Source organism: Palleronia aestuarii (assembly GCF_003253995.1).
GTDB lineage: Bacteria > Pseudomonadota > Alphaproteobacteria > Rhodobacterales > Rhodobacteraceae > Palleronia > Palleronia aestuarii.
This window is the reverse complement of sequence record NZ_QKZL01000006.1, coordinates 47,787-66,437: the sequence shown is the minus strand read 5'-3', so window position 1 is coordinate 66,437 and position 18,651 is coordinate 47,787. Positions and strand designations below refer to the sequence as shown.

Here is an 18,651-nt window from a genome sequence, read left to right as displayed (position 1 = left end):
GATCCCGGCTCACGCCGCCCTGAAGGCGTTACGCGACCCCATCGTCTCGTGGATCGCGGCGTAGAGCGCCTCGCGGTCCACAGGCTTCGTCAGATGCCCGTCGAACCCCTCCGGGACGCCGTCCCTTTGCCCGGAGAGGCAGAGAACGGGAATCGCGGCGAGACGAGGATCGGCACGAATCGCCTTCAGCAATCCCGCCCCGTCGAGCCTCGGCATGTGCAGATCGGTGAGCACGAGGTCGAATCGTCTTTGGCGCAGGATCTCGAGGGCGGCGGCCCCACTCGCGGCGTCCGTGACCTCGACACCGGCGATCGAGAGAAACGCATCGACGATGCGGCGATTGACCATCGTGTCGTCGACGACGAGGACGCGAAGGCCCTTGAGGCTGGTCTTCACCCGTTCGCGCCCCTCCGCCTTGCGGTGAACCGCCGGCATGGCCGGCGCGTCGGCGATCACGAGCGGCAGGACCAGTGTGAAGACCGATCCGGAGCCGATCGTCGATGAGGCAGTCAATTCCCCGTCCATCAGTCGCGCGAGATCACGAGCGATCGCGAGACCGAGGCCGGTCCCGAGGCCGAGGACGGAGGCGCCATCCTCGAGCTGGCTGTAGGGCAGGAAGATCTCCTCCAGCGCATCGGGCGAAATACCGGGACCGGTATCGGTCACCGTGACGATCAATCGCTCCCGACGTCCCTCCACCACGCGCCGCGCCTCGATGCGCACCGATCCGCGCTCGGTATGCTTGACGGCGTTCGAGACGAGGTTCGACATGATCTGGCGAAGGCGGAGCGGATCGCCCGTGATCCATTCGGGCAGATCCGGCGCGACATGGGTGTCGAGAAGCAGGCCCTTGGATGAAGCGGAATCGGCGAAGAGGCCGCGGACCTGATGCACGGCATCCTCAAGCGACATCGGTTCGGCGCGGATCCTGAACTGCCCGGCCGCGATTTTTGCCTGATCAAGCAGATCGTCGAGGAGTGATTGCATCGCTTGGCCCGAGACGGTGATCGTCTCCGCCCGCTCCCGTTCGATATCCGAGACCGCATCGCGGACCAGCATCTGTCCGGTTCCGAGGATGCCGTTCAAGGGCGTACGGATCTCGTGGCTGATCATGGCGAAGAACCTGTCGCGTTCCGTCGCTGCGGCGCTTGCCCGCGCACGATCTTCCAGCGCCTCGAGCTTGATGCGGCGGGCGACCCAACCGGAGCTGAGGACGAAGGCAAGCAGCATGGCGATGATGCAGTAGAACAAGGGCCATTTGGAGGGCGATAAGAATTCGGGATCGAGGAAGGAAGTTGCGAAGACGAAGGCCGCGAAGGCCGGAATCACGGTCGTGCAGAAGAAGCCGAAGTGAAACGTCCGAATCGTGATGCTGTGCATGCTCCAAAGCCAGAGGACCGAGAACGCGATCAGGAACGTGAAGACGTCTCCCTGCCTGAGAAGCCCGATGAACCCCAATGCGGGAAAGATCGACTCCACGGCGCACACGACCATGCACCAAGCGAACATCCCACGCCGTGGATTCGCCAAATAGGCGCGGCCGAGCCATATGATAAGAAGGTTGAATGCCATGTATCCCACGCATGGGACGAGGACGAGCGACAAGTATCCAGACCCGGCGCCGATAGCCAAGACGCTGATTACGGTTGCGATACGGATCGGCAGAGCCTTCAGCCATGTCTCGATCTGACAGGATCGGACGCTCTGAGTGACATTGTCCAAATTGAAATCCGCCCGTCGGCATAATTGCACGAAACGGGATGAGACTAACGGGACTGCCTTTCGCGTTGATTAAGGCCCTTCGGCGTTGTCCTCGCGCCACGGCTGGTCCGCGATCGGCGCCGCATCTCTAAGCATGAGGCGGGACGGATCGGAGGCGCGGGGTTTTTGATGGATCACCACGCGTCGCGCCCTAGTTCGCCCGGGACATCGATGGAGGAGGAAGAGCCATGGCAAAGGCCCTGAAACGCCCGCAGATCGCCCCGAACGAAGCCGCCCGCCTGTTCCGCGAAACGCGTCAGCGGACAGAGGATCTGGCTGCGCCTCTCGCTCCCGAAGACACGATGCTGCAGAGCATGGAGGACGCATCGCCCGCGAAATGGCATCTGGCCCATGTCACCTGGTTCTTTGAGGAATTCATTCTGAAGCCGCAGGTGTCCGGATACCGCTCGCCCGACGAGCGATTCGCGTTCCTCTTCAACTCCTATTACGTTCAGGCCGGGCCCAGACATGCACGCGACCGGAGGGGTCTCGTCTCCCGTCCGGGCGTGGATGCGGTGATGGCCTACCGCGCGCATGTGAACGCCGCCCTCGGAGATCTCCTGGCCTCGGACCGGACCGACCCGGAAGTGGCGGCGCTCGTCGAGCTGGGCTGCCATCACGAGATGCAACACCAGGAACTCCTCGTCACGGACCTGCTGCACGGCCTGTCCTTCAACCCGCTCCTCCCCGCCTACCGCGATCCCGAACCGGTCGCGGTCAGTTCCGAGCTACCCCTGCGATTCGAACGTCACGACGGCGGGCTTTGCGAGATCGGCCATGACGGGGCGGGCTTCGCCTACGATTGCGAGGGACCGCGCCACAAGGTCTGGCTCGATCCGTTCGAGATCGCGAATCGCCCGGTCAGCAACCGCGACTGGATCGCCTTCATCGAGGATGGCGGCTACACGAGGCCCGAGTTGTGGCTCATGGACGGCATCGCGCGTGCCGGGCGCGAAGGTTGGGAAACGCCGCTCTACTGGTGGAAACAGGATGAGGTCTGGTGGACCTACACGCTGCGGGGACCGCAGCCCGTGAACCTCGACGCGCCCGTCTGCCATGTCAGCTACTACGAGGCCGAGGCGTTTGCCCGGTGGGCGGGCGCGCGCCTGCCTACCGAAGCGGAATGGGAGGTCGCGCTCGGCGATCGCCCGATCGAGGGAAATTTCCTCGATGACGGCGCGCTTAGGCCGCTGCCGGATGGCGGCCCCTGGGGCGATGTCTGGGAATGGACGCAGTCGCCCTTCACCCCCTATCCCGGCTTCCGCCCGCCCGAAGGCGCCCTCGGGGAGTACAACGGCAAGTTCATGGTCAGCCAGTTCGTCCTGCGCGGCGGCTCCTGTGCTACACCGCGCGCGCAGATGCGACCAAGCTACCGGACCTTCTTCTACCCCCATCAGCGGTGGCAGATGCTGGGCCTGCGGCTGGCGCGGGACGCCTGAGCATGGACAGGATCGTGCCCGATCGCGTCTTCACGGACGCCGCGCGGGAAGGCCTTTCCGCCTCGCCCAAGCGCATGTCGCCGAAGTGGTTCTACGACGCCGCGGGCAGCGCGCTTTTCGAGCGGATCACCGAGCTGCCGGAATACTATCCCACCCGGACCGAAATCTCGATTCTGCGCACGCATGGGGAGGCGCTCGCCCGGGCCGTGCCGGCGGGGGCGGCCCTGGTCGAGCTCGGCAGCGGCGCGAGCATCAAGATCAGGTTGCTCCTCGACGCGTTGCCCGAGCTTGGTGCCTACGTTCCCGTCGATATCTCGGAGGATTTCCTGCACGCCTCCGCCGCGGAACTCGCTCTCGACTATCCCGCGCTCGATATCCGCCCCATCGCGGGCGACTTCACCGCACCGCTCGATTTTCCTTTCGATATCGCGCCGCGTGCGAAAGTGGCGTTCTTCCCCGGCTCGACGATCGGCAATCTCGACCCCGAAGGCGCACGGCGCCTGATGCGGACGGTCCGCGCTTGGCCGGGTGTCGCGGGCTTCATACTCGGAGCGGATTTGGTGAAGGACGAGACCACGCTCGTCGCCGCCTACGACGATGCCGACGGGGTCACGGCGGAGTTCAACCTGAACCTCCTCACCCGGCTGAACCGCGAGGCGGGCGCGAATTTCGACCCGGAGCGCTTCGCCCATCGCGCGATCTGGAACGCCGATGCCGCTCGGATCGAGATGCACCTCGAAAGCCTCGAGGATCAATCGGTGCAGGTGGACGGCCTCGACGTCGCCTTCGGCAAGGGCGAGACGATCCATACGGAGAGCAGCCACAAGTACACGCCCGAAAGCCTGCGCAGCCTCGCAGAGGAGACCGGCTGGTCCTGCGACGAACTCTTCACCGACGCGGAAATGCAGTTTGCCCTGGCGATGCTGAGCCCCGCCTAGGAACGGCACCGCTCCCCATGCGTTCGGCATGGAAACGGAAGGGGTCGTGATGAGCTTGAAGCGGATACTCGGTACGGTGCTGGCCTCCCGGCTGGCGGGTCGTGGTCGACGTCGGCGCGGAGGACTTGGGAGTTCCGCGCTCCTGGGCGGGATGGGCTACCGGCGGCGCCCCGCACTGCGCGGCAAGGCGGGCCTCGCCGCCCTCGGCTTCATGGCCTACCGTGCCTACCGCGATCATCAGGCGCGAAACCCCGGCACCGCCGGCGTCCAGACCGCCGGTACCGGCGCGACCCAGACCGATGGCGGGATCGGGGGCATGGTCAACAAGCTCGTCGACACGATCAGCGGCGCGACCTCCTCCACCGCCACCGAGGCGGAGGAGCCGAGTGCGGCGGAGTTGCGCGAGGACGAGCAGGCGGCGGAGAACCTCAGCGACGCCAAGGCGCTGCTGCTCATCCGGGCAATGATCACCGCGGCCTATTCCGACGGCGCGCTTTCGTCGGAGGAGCGCGAGCGGATCATGGGCGAGATCGCGGAAGCCGGCGGCGATGCCGAGGACAGGCAGGTGATGGAACGGGAGATCGCCAATCCCAAGCCGCTCGACGAACTGCTGAGAGACGTGCAGGACAAGGAGACGGCCGAGGAGTTCTATCTCGCCTCCGCCGCCGCGGTGGACGGGGAAACGGAGGCGAACCGGTCCTATCTCGAGACCTTGCGCCAGAGGCTCGACATCTCCGAGGAGGAGGCGCGGGAGGTCGAGGAATTGACCGCCTGAACCGGATGGCGGCGTATCGTCAGGCCAGCGCGTCGAGGATTGCGGCGTGCAGGCCCGCGGGCGCCGCGAGAACGCCATTCGTGCGGCGGGTTTCGGAATTGAAGCGGAGCGGCCCGCCGCGTCTATCGGTCACGATCGCTCCCGCCTCGGCCGCGATCAGCGATCCCGCCGCGATGTCCCATTCCCAGGCGAGCTTGAGCGTCATCATCGCGTCGTAGCGCCCCTCCCCCACAAGGGCCATTCGGTAGGCCATGGAGGGGCGGAACTTGCGGGAAAAATGCGGAACGCCCTCCTTCCAGTTCGCACTGGCATAGGTGGCCTTCGAGGTCAGGAGGGTCGCGTCCCGGGTCGACGTGGCGCTCGTCGCTCCGATCTGCTCCCCGTTCAGGAACGCCCCCTCGTCGATCGCCGCGGTGTAAGTCAGATCCTTGGCGGGCATGTGCACGACGCCCGCCGTGATCTGTCCGCCCTCGGCCACGGCGAGCGAAAGGCCCCAATCCACCTGTCCGTCGAGATAGGCGCGCGTTCCATCGATCGGGTCCACGATGAAACAATGCTCCGCTCCGAGCCGCGTGCCGTCGTCAGGGCTTTCCTCGCTCAACCAGCCATAGCGTGGCCGCGCCCCGCAGAGCGCGTCGCGCAGCGCCGCATCGACATCGAGATCCGCGGCGCTGACCGGGCTGTCGTCGGATTTTTTCCACGTCTTCGGATCCGCGCGCCAATGCAACATCGCGATCTGGCCCGCAGCGCGGGCCGCGTCGATGAGGAGCGGTAGGTCAGTCGCCGGCAAGGAAGAGCCCTTCGACACGCAGCGACGGGATCACGCGCGCCAGGTGCGTCCGCGCGTCGTTGGCTGGAACGATCGTCTTCAGCATCTCGATCAGATTGCCGGCGAGCGTGATCTCGTTGACAGGATAGGCGATTTCTCCGTTCTCGATCCAGAAGCCCGACGCGCCGCGGGAATAATCGCCGGTATTGGGGTTGATGGTGCTGCCGATCATCGAGGTCACGAGAAGGCCCGTTCCCATTTCCGCCAGGAGGTCCTCGCGGCTGCGGGAGCCTTGCGTGAGCGTCACGTTGCCCACGGCGGGGCTTGGCGGGCTGCCCGCGCTCCGGGCCGCATTCCCGGTCGAGGCGAGACCGAGCTTGCGTGCCGTCGAGAGGTCGAGCGTCCAGCCCGTCAGCACGCCATCCTTGACGATGTCGCGCGGCGCGGTCGGCAGCCCTTCCGCGTCGAATGGGCGGGAGGCGGAGACGCGCGGGCGATGCGGTTCCTCGGACAGCGTCAGGTCCGGCGGGAGCACGATCTCGCCCGCTAGATCGCGCGCCCAGGAGGAGCCCCGCGCGATCAGCGCTCCGTTCGTCGCGGCGAGGAGATGGCCGATCAACGAGCTCGCGACGCGTTCGTCGTAGATCACCGGGAAGGCGCCCGATTTCGCACGGCGTGGGCCCGCGGCCCGCACCGCGCGTTCGCCAGCGATACGACCGATTTCCTCGGGCGCCATCAGATCGGCGGAATAGACGCGCGCATCGCTCATCCAGTCCCGCTCCATCGCCGTCCCCTCGCCCGAGATCGCCACGCAGGAGAGCGACGACCGGGTACGTGCATAGCCGCCGGTAAAGCCGTTCGTCGCGGCGAGATGGACGCGGTCGCGGCTGAAGCCCGCGGAGGACGAATCGACCTGCGAGACCCTTGCCACCGCGAGCGCCGCGGCCTCCGCCCTCAGCGCGGCCTCGGCGAGCGCCGCGGGCGCCGGATCGCCGGAGGGATCGAAGAGATCGAGGGCATCCGCATTGCGCAGATCGGAAAGCTGTCCGGGTTCGGCCAGGCCCGCTCCCGGATCCTCGGGCGCTTCCCGCGCCATCGCCACGGCCCGTTCCGCCATGCGCGCCATCGTTTCCGGGCGCGTATCGGAGGCCGAGACGCAGGCCTGCCTGCGACCGATCAGCACCCTGAGCCCGATCTCGATCGATTCCGAGCGTTCCGCGTGTTCGAGGGCACCGGATCGCACGTCGGCGGAAAGGGACGCCTCCTCCATGACCAGCGCATCCGCGGCTTCCGCCCCCGCGCGTGTCGCGGCGTGAAGAAGATCGGCGCTCAGCCGGGAAAGGCGGTCATCCATTGGGCGCTCCTTGGCGGGTCACCCGGCAGGTAGCCCGCCACCCCGTACGCCGCAAGGCCACAGCCTAACGGATGCGCGTGCCGTTCACCTCGATCCCGCCATCGCCGAGAAAGCGGATCGTGCTCTCGACGACATCCTCGCCCTCTCCCGGGCGAGAGAACATCCCGAGGCCGGTTCGCATCGCGAGGATCTGGCCTGGCGGAAAGAGACCGGCTTCGAGGAGCGTATCGAGGAGCCCGTTTCCACCCTCGAGCCGGAGCGCAATTTCCCCTTCCGGCTCCAGCTGCCCGGGCCCGTCATCGAAATCCAGGCTCCCGTCCCCGGTGAGGACGAGACCGACGGCATCGAGGAGGATACGATCGATATCGAGTGAGGTGAGGGCAACGATCTGATCGGCGCCTCCGACCTCGGGGGTGTTGGCGAGTGACCGCGTCAGCCGGCTTTGCCCTGTGGCCTCGATGGCGAGCGTGGCCGGATCGCGCGGCAGGGCTCCTGTCGGATCGACGAGGTTCCAGACCTGCTCCGAAACCGTCACGCCCGTGAGGTCGTAGGAGACGTCGAAATCCTTCGGCTCCTCGGTCGGAACGAGCGGCATCCCGAGCGACAGGGCGACGCGGTCGATCTCTGCGGAGAGGTCCGACACGGGGACCTGCGGGCCCGACACCGACAGCGTGACCGCATCGCTTTCCGCGCGGTAGCGGCCCATCCCGTCGGCGCTCGTAATCCCGATCTGCCCCGAACCGCTCTGCGTCTCGATCCGGGAGTCACCGTCCAGCGAGCTCATGTCGAGCCGGGTGCTGCTGCCCTGGTGCGACATTTCCGCCGAGAATTCCGGTGCCATGGGAGCGTCCGCCGCATCGCGCCGCGCCAGAGCGCCGAGCAGATCGACCGTCGTCCCCTCGAATCCCTCGAACCGCGCGGTGAGGCTGTAGGTGGTGTCGGGCTCCTCGCCCTGGATGTCGAGGGCGACGGACGAGGCGTCGATCTCCGTGCGGGACGTCGCGTCCTGCACGGCATCGCGGGTGTGGAGCGTCAGATCCGTGAGGGTCATGGTCGCGTCGGTCGTCGCGCCGGTATCACTCGACGGGATGTCCTCCACGAGAACCACGATCTCCGGCGCCTGGGTTTCGTACGTGAAGACCTCGTCCTCGCGGGCGATCGTGGTGACGGCACCGTCGTGGCGCAGGCTGCCCTCGACGACCGTGCCCTCTACGTTCTCCGTCGCGACCTGCTCCATCCGCAGGCGGTAGAGCGGCGCGCTGGAGACGCGGACGGTGCCGTCGTCCTGATCGGCGAGCTCGACCCAGTCGATCAGCGCGGTATTCTCCGCCCCCCGCTCGCCGAAGCGCGCGGTCACGCCTTCGAGGCGGAGTACGTCGCCTTCGCGCGTCTCGCTCGCCGCGTCTATCCTGACGCCCGGAGAAGACGCATCCTGCCAGGATTGCCACACTTCGTCGGCGGTGATCTCCGCCGTGGCGGGCAAGGCGAGCCCGGCGGCGAGAAGCGCGGTGATCGGGGCGGTGCGGAACATGGAACGACCTCCGGTTCGAGATGCGCCGGTACCATGGCGAGCGCCTTTCACGCGGTCAAGTCACGGTCCCGAAAGGCGGTTTACCCCCGGCCCTTCTCCACCGCCTCGGCCATCTCGATCCCGCTCAGGCGCCCGACATGGTCCGAGATCATCGGCACGTACTCGTCCCCCGCACCGATCGCGACAGCGTGCATGTACGTGTTCTTGATCGCCGCCCCGAGCGGGTTCGCGACCTGCGCCGCATCCGCCATGTTCGCGACGTAGCTCACGTCCTTCAGGGCGTTCGTCAGGGTGAACTTGTGCGCGTCGCGGTCCCGGTCGACGACATACTGCATGAAGGTCTCGAAGAACCCGCTCGACATGCGGCTGCCGCCGATCACTTGCCGCACCATCTGCGGTGACAGGCCGTTCTTCGCCGCCAGCGTCAGCGCCTCGGAATAGAGCGCGCCGTAGCCCATGGCGAGAAAGTTCATCACGAGTTTCATGCGGTGCGCGCTGCCCGTCTCCCCGATACGCGTGGCCGAGGCGGACCAGCACGCGAGCACCGGTTCGATCTCCTCGAAGGTCCTTTCGTCGCAGCCGACCATCGCGTCGAGCGTGCCCGCCTCCGCCTCCTTCGGCGTGCGCCCGAGGGGCGCATCGACGAAGCGCATTCCCGCGTCCCCGAGCTCCGCGGCGAGCCTGTCGGTGGAGGCGGGATCGGCGGTGGTGCAGTCGATCACGATCAGCCCGGACTTTCCGGACGCGAGGATCCCGTCGGGACCGTAGATCACCGCCTCGACCTGCGGCGAATTGCCGAGGCAGATGTGGACGATGTCGCAGGCCTCCGCCATCGCTTTCGGGCTCTCGGCCTCCGTTGCGCCGCGAGAGACGAGGTCGTCCACGGGCGCACGGTTGCGATTGCCCCTGACCTGAAGCGCGTAGCCGCCTTCGAGGATGTTCTTCGCCATGCCGTGGCCCATGTAGCCCACGCCGATGAATCCGATGACGGGTGTGCTCGCCATGCCTGTCTCCCTGCTTCGCTTGCCGACCCCGTGGATTGGTATACCATCGCGGCCGGTTCACAACCCGTCCGATCGCCCGCGGAGTTCCGAATGCTTGCCTTCGCCGCCGCCGTCTTCTTCCTCATCGTGACGCCCGGGCCCGGGGTGATGAGCGTCGCGGGGGTGGGATCGGCCTACGGGTTCCGCGCGGCCATGTCCTATGTCGCGGGCCTCTTCGTCGGCCACGCGCTGGTGTCGCTCGCCGTGATCACCGGGCTTTCCGCGATCGTGCTGGGCGTGCCCTGGGTTCGGGACGTGCTGATGGCGGCGTCGATCTCCTACCTCCTCTATCTCGCGGGGCGGATCGCCTTCGCCGGATCGAAGATCTCGTTTCTGGAGACGCGTTCGGCGCCCGGCCCCGGCGCGGGCATCGCGCTCCAGGCGATCAATCCCAAGGCCTATGCGGTGAACACCGCCCTCTTCACGGGCTTCGCCTTCCAGGGACAGAGTTTCGCGACGGAGACGGTGCTCAAGCTCCTGATCCTCAACGTGATCTGGATCCCGATTCACCTCGCATGGCTCTGGGCCGGCGTCACGCTCCGACGCCTCGATCTGAGCCCCCGGGCGCAGCGGGCAATCAATTTCGGAATGGCCGCGGCGATGCTCGCCGTCGTCGCTCTCGCGATCTTCGCAGCGCTCCGGACGCGATGAGGCATGACGAGACGTTGATGCGGCCGCTCCGACACATATGTCCGAGCGATGTCTGAGACCGAGCTCCCCGAGACCGCCCCGCCATCCGGCCCCGTGCTGTTCCTGCGCGCGGTCGAGCCGGCATCCGTCCGCCTCGCCGCGACCGTGATCCGGCCCGAGGGCGAGGCCGCGCCGGTCCTCGCCACCGCCGATGGCGAGATCGCGGCCGAAATGATCCACTCCGCTGCCGGCGTGGTGGTCTGGCGCTACGAATTCGCGTTGCCCGTGGCTCCGGATACGGGCTTCACGCTCGACGGCACGCCACATCCCGTCGCGACCGAGCTCGGCGGCGACCTTCGGATCGCCTACGTCGCCTGCAACGGTCAGGAACACGGCGACCTCGACCGGCCCGTGGCGAGCCGCAACGCGATGTGGCGCAGGCTCGTCGAACAGCACGCGGCCGAACCGTTCCACTTGCTCCTGCATGGCGGGGACCAGATCTATGCGGACGAGGTGACGAACGCCCACCCTCTCGCGCGCGACTGGCCCGAACGCTGGCCCGAGAGGCTCGACGACGCGCAGGAAGCGGAGATTGCCGAGGCGCTCGGCCAGGCCTTCTTCCTCCGCTACGCCGTGCAGCAGGCGCAGGGCGGTTACGGCGAGGCGCTGGCCTCGATCCCCTCCCTCGCCATGTGGGACGATCACGACATCTGCGACGGCTGGGGCTCGCTGCGGCCGGAGGCGCTCGACTCGCCGCTCGGCGTCCTTCTCTTCAAGGCGGCGCGGGACGCGTTTCTTCTCTTCCAGTTCGGGTGCCGTCCCGACGAGGTGCCGGAGATCTGCGTCTCCCGCGAGGGGCCGTCGCTCGACTGGGCGCTGAAGCTGCCCGGTCTCGACATCGTCGCGCCCGACCTGCGCAGCACGCGGCGGCCCGACCGGGTGATGGACCAGAACGCCTGGCGCGATCTCGACACCGTGCTTGGAAATGCGGGGCCCGGGCGGGTGCTCGTGATGTCGAGCGTGCCGGCGCTCGGGCCTCGGCTCTCCCTCGTCGAGCGCGTGATGCGGCTCACGAAACGGATGGAGCGCTACGAGGACGATCTCAGAGATCAGTGGCAAAGCTATGCCCACCGCGAGGAATGGAAACGGTTCCTCGCCGCGCTCGTCGCGGTGGACGACCGGGCGGAGACGGACGTGACCGTGCTCTCGGGCGAGATCCATCTCGCCACGCGCGGGACGATGAAGGTGGAGGACGGCGTCCTGCACCAGCTCGTCGCCTCCGGCATTTCCCATCCTGCGCCGCACCGTGCCTACGCCTTCGGTCTGGCCGCGCTGGCACGGCTGGGCGAGGGGCCGCTCGCGGACCATCCGATTCGAATGAAACCCCTGCCCGGGAAGCGCACGATCTACACCGCGGAACGCAACTACCTCGTTCTGACCCGCACGGAGGAGGAATGGACGGCCTGCTGGGAGCTCGAGAAGTCCGGTCCGACGCCGCCGATGTCGATCTAACGCGGCAGGAGCGTCACGATCTCCGCCTCGAGGCGGCCGCCTTCGACCGTCACGATCGCTAGGGTGACCGGCAGGGAGAAGCGGCGCGGTCCCGCACTGCCCGGATTGAGGAAGAGGACTCCGTCCCGCCGCTCCATCCCCGGCTTGTGGGAATGGCCAAAAACGACCGCGTCCCAGCCCTCCTCCGCCGGAGCCGCGTCGAGATCGGCGATGTCGTGGACGATATGGAACCGCGCGCCCGCGATCTCCACGGTCTCGCGATCAGGCAAGGCCGCGGCCGGGCCCTCCCGATCGATGTTGCCGCGGATCGCAACCACCGGGGCGATCGCCTCGAGCGGAGAGAGCATGTCGCCCCGCCCCAGATCGCCCGCATGGAGGATGTGATCGACGCCTTGGAGCGCGGCGAGGGCCTCCGGTCTGACGAGCCCGTGGGTGTCGGAGATCACGCCGATCCGCATCCTGCCTCCTAATGTCGCAATCACTGCGGGAACCTTCGCCCCGTGCTTCGGTTCCTGATCCGGGAAACGAGAGGCTAGCCATGAAGATTACGTTAAACGTCAACGCGACGCCCCATGATCTCGAACTTGATCCGCGGACGAGCCTGCTCGACGCGCTGCGCGACCATCTCGACCTCACCGGGTCGAAGAAGGGATGCGATCACGGACAATGCGGGGCCTGCACGGTGCTCGTGAACGGCCGGCGGATCAATTCGTGCCTGGCGCTCGCCGTGATGCACGAGGGCGACGAGATCACCACGATAGAAGGCGTGGGTACGCCCGACCACCTGTCGCCGCTGCAGAAGGCCTTCATCCGTCACGACGGGTATCAGTGCGGCTATTGCACGCCGGGCCAGATCATGTCGGCCACCGGAATGCTGAACGAGGTCGCCGAGGGGTGGCCCAGCAACGTCACCGCGGACCTGGAGGGCGATACCGACCTCACGCGGGAAGAACTGAGCGAACGGATGAGCGGCAATCTCTGCCGGTGTTCGGCTTATCCCGGCATCGTCGCCGCGATCTTCGACGCGGCCGAGGAAGACCGGCCCGGCGCCGATCAGAAGTCAATTGAAGAGAAGAGGGTGGCCGCGGAATGAGAAGTTTCGAATATATCCGGGCATCGAAGCCCGAGGACGCGGTTCGTAGTGGCGCGACGATCATCGCGGGCGGCACGAACCTGCTCGATCTGATGAAGCTCGAGGTCATGACGCCGGAAACGCTCGTCGACGTGACGCGGCTCGACATGAAGTCGATCGACGCAGACGATGACGGGGTCAGGATCGGCGCGCTGGTGACCAACAGCGATCTCGCGGCCGACCCGCATATCCGCCGCGACTACGCGGTGCTGAGCCGCGCGTTGCTCGCGGGCGCGTCCGGGCAGCTGCGCAACAAGGCGACGACCGGCGGCAACCTGTTGCAGCGCACGCGCTGTACCTACTTCACCGACACGTCCCAGCCCTGCAACAAGCGCGACCCCGGTTCGGGATGCGCCGCGATCGGCGGCAAGAACCGCATCCTCGCCATTCTCGGCGCTTCGGAGAAGTGCATCGCCACGCATCCGAGCGACATGGCCGTGGCGATGCGCGCGCTCGACGCCAGGGTAGAGATCCGCGGTCACGACGGGGAGATCCGTCTCGCCACGCTCGACGACTTCTATCTCCTGCCCGGCGGCAACCCGGAGAAAGAGACGATCCTCGGCGAAGGGGACCTGATCACCTCGATCCATATTCCCAAACCGGAACCGGGCAAGCACATCTACCGCAAGGTGCGCGACCGGTCGTCCTACGCCTTCGCGCTCGTTTCCGTGGGCGGTGTGCTCGGCATAGAGGGTGGCAAGATCGCCCATGCCTCGCTTGCCTTCGGCGGGCTGGCGCCGCGCCCCTGGCGGAACGCGGAACTCGAGCATGCGCTCGTGGGCCAGACGCCCGACGCGGCGCTCTTCGACCGTGCAGCCGACATCCTGCTCGCCGACGCCAAGGGCCAGGGCGACAACGACTTCAAGATACCGCTCGCCCGCCGCACGCTGAAAGCGGCCCTTCGCGAGCTGACCGGAGTAAGCCAATGACCGAACACCTGAAGATGGACAAGGTCCAGCCGCGGATGCTGGACGAAACCGGACAGGGCGCGATCACCGTGCCGATGGATCGGCCCGAGGGGCGGCTGAAGGTCGCGGGCCAGGCTACCTACGCCGCGGAATACAAGGCGGAGAACATGGCATACGGCGTGCTCGTCCGCGCGACGATCACGAAGGGCCAGGTCACGTCGATCGACGAGGGCAGCGTGACGTCGCTGCCCGGCGTGCTCGGCGTCTTCGCGACGGGGAAAATGCCCCGCAGCCCGGCGCAGGGCACGGCGGGCGCCGCCCCGATCCAGCCCGAGGGCCGAGTGGACTATTTCGGACAACCCATCGCCGTCATCGTGGCCGAGAGCTTCGAGCAGGCGCGGCATGCGGCAAGCAATCTGAAGATCGCGTACGAGGCAGAGACGGCCGAGACCGATCCGGAAACGGCGAGCGAAATCGACGTGCCGGACGGCCAGTTGCTCGACCAGGGCGATATCGAAGCGGCGATGTCCGATGCCGCATTCACCGTCGACGCAACCTACACGACGCCCCCGCACAATTCGGCCGCGATGGAGCCCCACGCCTCCCTCGCCGAATGGCACGGGGACAACCTCGTCCTGCACGGCGCCTACCAGATGCTGAAGTTCAACCGCGAGGAACTTGCCGATTCCCTCGGCATCGATCCCGAGAAGGTTCGCATCCATTCGCCCTATGTGGGCGGCGGTTTCGGCGGCAAGCTCGGGATATCGCAGGAGGCCATCGCCGCCGCCGTGGCGGCGCGGGAACTCAAGCGCCCGGTGCGGGTGGTCATGGCCCGCCAGCAGGTCTTCGAGATGACAATGCGCCGGACGGAAAGCCGCCAGCGCGTACGCCTCGCCGCCGACAAGGACGGCAAGATCACCGGGCTCGCCCATGAGGACCGGGTGTCGAACCTGCCCGAGGAGGGCTTTTCGGAGCCGACGGCGGTCGCCAGCCATTTTCTCTACGGGGGTGAGAACCGGTTCTTTCGCCAGGAGGTCGCCCGGATCCATCGCACGACCGCCGGATCGGTTCGCGCGCCCGGCGAGGCGATCGGCCAGCTTGCGCTCGAATGCGCAATGGACGAGCTCGCGGAGAAGACGGGCATCGATCCCGTGCAGCTGCGCATCCAGAACATCCCCGAGAAGCACCCGGAATCGGGCCTGCCCTTCTCGTCGAACAGCCTGGCGCAATGCCTCACCGACGGGGCGGAGCGTTTCGGCTGGTCGGAGCGCAAGGGCGTGGGCAAGCGGCGCGAGGGCGAGTGGTTCGTCGGGATGGGCGTGGCCTCTGCGGCACGGACCAACATCCTGATGGAGAGCCGTGCGCGCGTCACGTTGAACCCGGACGGTACGGCACTCGTGGAAACCGACATGACCGATATCGGTACCGGTACCTATGCCATCCTCGGACAGATCGCGGCGGAGATGCTCGGTTTGCCCACTGAGAAGGTCACGGTTGAGCTCGGCGACACGAACCTCCCTGGCGCGTCCGGATCGGGCGGTTCCTGGGGCGCGGCCTCGGCGGGATCGTCGGTCTTTCTCGGCGCGAAGGCGATCCGGTCGAAGATCGCAAAATCGCTCGGATGCGCGCCCGAGGAATTGCGGCTGAAGGACGGGATCGCGACAGGGGCAAACAATCGCCGTCCCCTGGCAGAGCTCATGTCGGGCCCGATCAGCGAAGAGGGCCATATCGAGCCCGGCACGACGATGGAGGAATTCGCGCAATCGGGCTTTGGCGCGCATTTCTGCGAAGTGGGCGTGAATGCCGTGACGGGCGAGGTGCGCGTGCGCCGGATGCTCGCGGTCTTCGCCGCAGGGCGGATCCTGAACGAGAAGACCGCCCGGTCGCAAGGCCATGGCGGGATGATCTGGGGTATCGGCTCGGCACTTACGGAAGCGATCGAGCACGATCCCCGTGACGGCCGGATCGTGAACCACGATTTCGCCGAGTATCACATGCCGGTGCATCTCGACGTGCCCGATCTCGACGTGATGTTCGTCGAGGAACTCGACGACCATTCCAATCCGCTTCAATCCAAGGGGATCGGCGAGCTTGGCCTTTCCGGCGCGGGCGCGGCGGTGGCGAACGCGATCTACAATGCCTGCGGCGTCCGGGTGCGGGATTATCCCGCGACGCCGGACAAGATTTTCCCGCATCTGCCCGAGTAAAAGGGCGCGGGCATCGCAAAAGAAAGGCGGCGGACCCTCGGGCCCGCCGCCTTTTTCGTTCTGAACCGAATTTGAGTTCAGGCAGCTTTCTTTGCAGCCGACGTGGTCTTCTGCGCGGCCTTGTTGGCGTTCGCGAAGACAGCCTCGGCGCCGTCGGTCACGATCTCGCTCGTTTCCGTGCCTGCCCGCTGCGTGACGCTGGCCAGTTCCTCGGCCGAACGGCGTGCGAGGTCGGCCTGACGGCGCATGAAGTCGGAATACGCTTCGGCATATTCGCCCGGCTCGTCCCGCATTGCGGTGAGATCACGGATGTTCGACAGCGTCTCGTGCGTCCCGGCCGTTGCGATCTCGGTCGAGCGGGCGGCGGCGTCGAGGAAGATCGACGTCATGCGCGCGTTGCGCTGAGCGGCATCGGACATCGCGTCCTGAAATGCCTTCGCATCGAACATGGAAGGGATATTCGAAAAGGTCGGGTTGCTCTTGGTCGTCTTGGCCATTGGTGCGTCTCCTCGGTCTCGTATCAGTTCCGGGGCTGTCCCCGTCTTCTAATCTCTAAATAATGCTGCACTGCAGCATTGCAAGTGCAGCATTGCGAAAATCCCGAATTTCCTGGGAGCTCTTTCGAGCACCTTCAACTTGCGGATGTCAGCACGTCCAGTCGAAGCGGACCGCACGGTCAGAGGACAGCCACGGAAAGACTGAATCCGTTTTGCCGCGGCCGGGCGCGATGCTAGAGAGGCTGAGGACGTGCGCCTTGACGCCGGACGAGGGGGTCTCGGCGGAACAGGGTGTGTCTCGTAGGTGTTCGTCCGAAACGATTGGAAATGGGGATAATTCGCATGGCCGGTGAGGCAGGACAAAGCAAGGCGACATTCTGGATCGTCGTTGCGGTGGCAATCGTGGGCTGGCTGGTGGCCGTCTGGGGCTGGACCACACAAAGCGCGACGGAGACCCGCCTGACCGAGGAAGTCGCGTCCGTGACCTCCGAACGGCAATCGGTTGAGGCCGAGCTTGCCAGCCAGATCGAGACGGCCGGAACCGTCGACGAACTGGAAGGGCGGCGCGAGTCGCTGTCCACCGAGATCGGATCGCTGACCGACGAGCGCGACAGCCTGACGAACGAATTGCCGCCCCTGCGGGACGAGACGTCTTCCCTGCAGGAGCAGTCGTCCAATCTGAGCGATCAGATCGCGCAGCGGGAGCAGACGCTTACCGAACTCACGCAACGCGTGGAGCCGATGCGCGAGGAAATCGCGACCTTCCAGGACCGGCGCGATACAGCGGAGCAATCCGTGATCGACCAGACGGCCGAGCTCGCCGCGGTCGGAGCCCGGCTCGAGGAGGCACGCTCGCAGGAAGCCGAGACGCAGCAAAGCGTCGCGAACCTGACGAACGAGGTCGCGCGTCTGACGCAACAGGCATCCGAGGCGGAATCGCGTCTGCAGCAATCCGTTTCGCAGGAAGCGAGCGTGCAACAGAACCTCGCCGACCTCCGCGACGAGGTGGAACAGCTTCAGTCGCGCGAAACCGAGTTGAACCGCAACATCGCCGATCTGACGCAGCGGCAGGAGACCTTGGCCAACGACGTAGCGCAGGCCACGACTCGGCGCGACGAATTGCAGACGCAGGTCACGGAGATGTCGCAGACCCTCTCCGCCCGCTCTGCCGAACTCGCAAGTACCGAAAACCAGATCGCGGAGACGCAGCAGCGCATCAATCAGCTCCGCGCCTCTGCCGGTACGCAGGAAATGGAGGAAGGCGGGGATCAGGCGCAATCGGGCGAGGGCGAAGAGACCTCGTCCGATGAGGGACAGGCGCAATCGCAGTCGGATGGCGACCAGGCCCAGAGCGGTTCCGATGGCGGCGACACGGCGCAGTCGGCAGGCAGCGATGGCGCATCGTCCGGCGAGGCTTCGGGAAACGAGCCGGCGCAATCGGATACGGACAGCGAACAGCCGCAGTCTGACTCCGACGCGTCGCAAGCCGCAGGCAGCGACGAAGCATCCTCCGGCGAGGCGTCGGGGGAGGAACCGGCGCAATCTGAGTCGGGCAGCGAACAAGCACAGTCCGGCTCGGAAAGGGGCGACGCGGCCCAATCCGGTGATGCATCCGAGCAATCGCAAGAGAACGCGGCATCGAACGGTGACTCCGGGCAATCCTCCGAGAATGGCGATGCGTCGGGCGGGGATGCGCAATCCGGCGAAGCGGGCGATGATGGACAATCCGCCTCCTCGCAGGACGAGGCTGACGCGTCCGGTGGTGCGGAAAGCGGGACGATCGTCGCCCCGGGGCAGTACCGCGTGCAGTCGATCACCGCGACGTTCACCCAGGAGGGGTCGTTCCAGATGTCGAGCGAGGATCAGCTGCAGAACGTCCGCGGAGACTACGCGGTGTCTGACGGGACGCTCACGCTCGACAACGTCGACGGCGATATCGGCAATGCGCAATTCCCGATGTCCTGCCCGGTGACTGAGACCGATGGCGGCTTCGATGTCGGGGACGCGGACGGTTGCCTCTTCTCCGGCGAGACTTTCGAACGTCAGGAATGACGTGGCGGGCGGGGCGTCCCCGATGCCCCTGCCCCGATCGAATGGGTCGCGGCGCGTCCAGCCGAGGGAAACGGACGCGCTGCCGCGAAGTCTGACGGCAGAC

At 66.6% G+C, this 18,651-nt stretch carries 16 protein-coding genes; 9 read left to right on the top strand and 7 right to left on the bottom strand.

Features of this window, described 5'->3' with window-relative positions:
• Nucleotides 1-9 precede the first annotated feature (9 nt).
• The gene (locus LX81_RS09390; RefSeq protein WP_211322741.1) at nucleotides 10-1,509 is read right to left on the bottom strand and encodes an ATP-binding protein; all 1,500 of its coding nucleotides are present in this window, start codon (nucleotides 1,507-1,509) and stop codon (nucleotides 10-12) included.
• 440 nt (nucleotides 1,510-1,949) lie between these two features.
• Here LX81_RS09390 and egtB point away from each other — a divergent pair, with 440 nt between their 5' ends.
• The 3 genes from egtB to LX81_RS09375 are packed head-to-tail and all read left to right on the top strand — an operon-like array spanning nucleotide 1,950 to nucleotide 4,913.
• A complete protein-coding gene (gene egtB, locus LX81_RS09385) occupies nucleotides 1,950-3,200 on the top strand; it encodes an ergothioneine biosynthesis protein EgtB (protein WP_111537061.1) in 1,251 nt (416 codons plus the stop codon).
• A gap of 2 nt (nucleotides 3,201-3,202) precedes the next feature.
• Complete coding sequence (gene egtD, locus LX81_RS09380; RefSeq protein WP_111537060.1) at nucleotides 3,203-4,138, top strand: L-histidine N(alpha)-methyltransferase; 936 nt, start codon at nucleotides 3,203-3,205, stop codon at nucleotides 4,136-4,138.
• 49 nt (nucleotides 4,139-4,187) lie between these two features.
• Nucleotides 4,188-4,913, top strand: coding sequence for a tellurite resistance TerB family protein (locus LX81_RS09375; RefSeq protein WP_111537181.1), 726 nt, complete (start codon nucleotides 4,188-4,190; stop codon nucleotides 4,911-4,913).
• Between the two features lie 19 nt (nucleotides 4,914-4,932).
• Here the strand turns inward: LX81_RS09375 and LX81_RS09370 are convergent, their stop codons facing one another.
• The 4 genes from LX81_RS09370 to LX81_RS09355 all read right to left on the bottom strand — a co-directional run bounded on the left by LX81_RS09370 (nucleotide 4,933) and on the right by LX81_RS09355 (nucleotide 9,571).
• A complete protein-coding gene (locus LX81_RS09370) occupies nucleotides 4,933-5,703 on the bottom strand; it encodes an inositol monophosphatase family protein (RefSeq protein WP_111537059.1) in 771 nt (256 codons plus the stop codon).
• Nucleotides 5,690-7,036 (bottom strand): TldD/PmbA family protein, encoded by a 1,347-nt coding sequence (locus LX81_RS09365; RefSeq protein WP_111537058.1) that lies wholly within the window; start codon nucleotides 7,034-7,036, stop codon nucleotides 5,690-5,692. The genes LX81_RS09370 and LX81_RS09365 overlap by 14 nt, the downstream gene beginning before the upstream one ends.
• 64 nt (nucleotides 7,037-7,100) lie before the next feature.
• Nucleotides 7,101-8,567, bottom strand: coding sequence for a DUF2125 domain-containing protein (locus tag LX81_RS09360; RefSeq protein ID WP_111537057.1), 1,467 nt, complete (start codon nucleotides 8,565-8,567; stop codon nucleotides 7,101-7,103).
• Between the two features lie 80 nt (nucleotides 8,568-8,647).
• Entirely contained in the window at nucleotides 8,648-9,571 is a 924-nt protein-coding gene (locus tag LX81_RS09355; protein WP_111537056.1) for an NAD(P)-dependent oxidoreductase, read from the bottom strand.
• Nucleotides 9,572-9,661: 90 nt separating this feature from the next.
• On the opposite strand from LX81_RS09355, the gene LX81_RS09350 reads away from it, so the two are divergent.
• Nucleotides 9,662-10,261 carry a LysE family translocator gene (locus LX81_RS09350; RefSeq protein ID WP_111537055.1) on the top strand — a complete coding sequence of 200 codons (600 nt, stop codon included), beginning with the start codon at nucleotides 9,662-9,664 and terminating at the stop codon, nucleotides 10,259-10,261.
• A 48-nt stretch (nucleotides 10,262-10,309) separates the two neighbouring features.
• Entirely contained in the window at nucleotides 10,310-11,752 is a 1,443-nt protein-coding gene (locus tag LX81_RS09345; protein WP_111537054.1) for an alkaline phosphatase D family protein, read from the top strand.
• Here the strand turns inward: LX81_RS09345 and LX81_RS09340 are convergent.
• Nucleotides 11,749-12,210 (bottom strand): metallophosphoesterase family protein, encoded by a 462-nt coding sequence (locus LX81_RS09340; protein WP_111537053.1) that lies wholly within the window; start codon nucleotides 12,208-12,210, stop codon nucleotides 11,749-11,751. The two genes, LX81_RS09345 and LX81_RS09340, sit on opposite strands and share 4 nt — an antisense overlap.
• A gap of 80 nt (nucleotides 12,211-12,290) precedes the next feature.
• Here LX81_RS09340 and LX81_RS09335 point away from each other — a divergent pair, with 80 nt between their 5' ends.
• The 3 genes from LX81_RS09335 to LX81_RS09325 are packed head-to-tail and all read left to right on the top strand — an operon-like array spanning nucleotide 12,291 to nucleotide 15,999.
• Nucleotides 12,291-12,845 (top strand): 2Fe-2S iron-sulfur cluster-binding protein, encoded by a 555-nt coding sequence (locus LX81_RS09335; protein ID WP_211322740.1) that lies wholly within the window; start codon nucleotides 12,291-12,293, stop codon nucleotides 12,843-12,845.
• The gene (locus LX81_RS09330) at nucleotides 12,842-13,813 is read left to right on the top strand and encodes an FAD binding domain-containing protein (RefSeq protein ID WP_111537051.1); all 972 of its coding nucleotides are present in this window, start codon (nucleotides 12,842-12,844) and stop codon (nucleotides 13,811-13,813) included. Before LX81_RS09335 ends, LX81_RS09330 begins: the two co-directional genes overlap by 4 nt.
• Nucleotides 13,810-15,999: a xanthine dehydrogenase family protein molybdopterin-binding subunit gene (locus LX81_RS09325; protein ID WP_111537050.1), complete on the top strand. Its 2,190-nt coding sequence runs from the start codon at nucleotides 13,810-13,812 to the stop codon at nucleotides 15,997-15,999. Before LX81_RS09330 ends, LX81_RS09325 begins: the two co-directional genes overlap by 4 nt.
• A 77-nt stretch (nucleotides 16,000-16,076) precedes the next feature.
• Here the strand turns inward: LX81_RS09325 and LX81_RS09320 are convergent, their stop codons facing one another.
• Nucleotides 16,077-16,496, bottom strand: a complete 420-nt coding sequence (locus LX81_RS09320) for a phasin family protein (protein WP_111537049.1) — start codon at nucleotides 16,494-16,496, stop codon at nucleotides 16,077-16,079.
• 342 nt (nucleotides 16,497-16,838) lie between these two features.
• Here LX81_RS09320 and LX81_RS09315 point away from each other — a divergent pair, with 342 nt between their 5' ends.
• Nucleotides 16,839-18,548, top strand: a complete 1,710-nt coding sequence (locus LX81_RS09315; RefSeq protein WP_111537048.1) for a coiled-coil domain-containing protein — start codon at nucleotides 16,839-16,841, stop codon at nucleotides 18,546-18,548.
• Nucleotides 18,549-18,651 lie beyond the last annotated feature (103 nt).

Coding starts and splice junctions, on each gene's coding strand:
- LX81_RS09390 (WP_211322741.1), bottom strand. CDS start 1,509: ATGTTCGCTTGGTGCATGGTCGTGTGCGCCGTGGAGTCGATCTTTCCC.
- egtB (WP_111537061.1), top strand. CDS start 1,950: ATGGCAAAGGCCCTGAAACGCCCGCAGATCGCCCCGAACGAAGCCGCC.
- egtD (WP_111537060.1), top strand. CDS start 3,203: ATGGACAGGATCGTGCCCGATCGCGTCTTCACGGACGCCGCGCGGGAA.
- LX81_RS09375 (WP_111537181.1), top strand. CDS start 4,188: ATGAGCTTGAAGCGGATACTCGGTACGGTGCTGGCCTCCCGGCTGGCG.
- LX81_RS09365 (WP_111537058.1), bottom strand. CDS start 7,036: ATGGATGACCGCCTTTCCCGGCTGAGCGCCGATCTTCTTCACGCCGCG.
- LX81_RS09360 (WP_111537057.1), bottom strand. CDS start 8,567: ATGTTCCGCACCGCCCCGATCACCGCGCTTCTCGCCGCCGGGCTCGCC.
- LX81_RS09355 (WP_111537056.1), bottom strand. CDS start 9,571: ATGGCGAGCACACCCGTCATCGGATTCATCGGCGTGGGCTACATGGGC.
- LX81_RS09350 (WP_111537055.1), top strand. CDS start 9,662: ATGCTTGCCTTCGCCGCCGCCGTCTTCTTCCTCATCGTGACGCCCGGG.
- LX81_RS09345 (WP_111537054.1), top strand. CDS start 10,310: ATGTCTGAGACCGAGCTCCCCGAGACCGCCCCGCCATCCGGCCCCGTG.
- LX81_RS09340 (WP_111537053.1), bottom strand. CDS start 12,210: ATGCGGATCGGCGTGATCTCCGACACCCACGGGCTCGTCAGACCGGAG.
- LX81_RS09335 (WP_211322740.1), top strand. CDS start 12,291: ATGAAGATTACGTTAAACGTCAACGCGACGCCCCATGATCTCGAACTT.
- LX81_RS09330 (WP_111537051.1), top strand. CDS start 12,842: ATGAGAAGTTTCGAATATATCCGGGCATCGAAGCCCGAGGACGCGGTT.
- LX81_RS09325 (WP_111537050.1), top strand. CDS start 13,810: ATGACCGAACACCTGAAGATGGACAAGGTCCAGCCGCGGATGCTGGAC.
- LX81_RS09320 (WP_111537049.1), bottom strand. CDS start 16,496: ATGGCCAAGACGACCAAGAGCAACCCGACCTTTTCGAATATCCCTTCC.
- LX81_RS09315 (WP_111537048.1), top strand. CDS start 16,839: ATGGCCGGTGAGGCAGGACAAAGCAAGGCGACATTCTGGATCGTCGTT.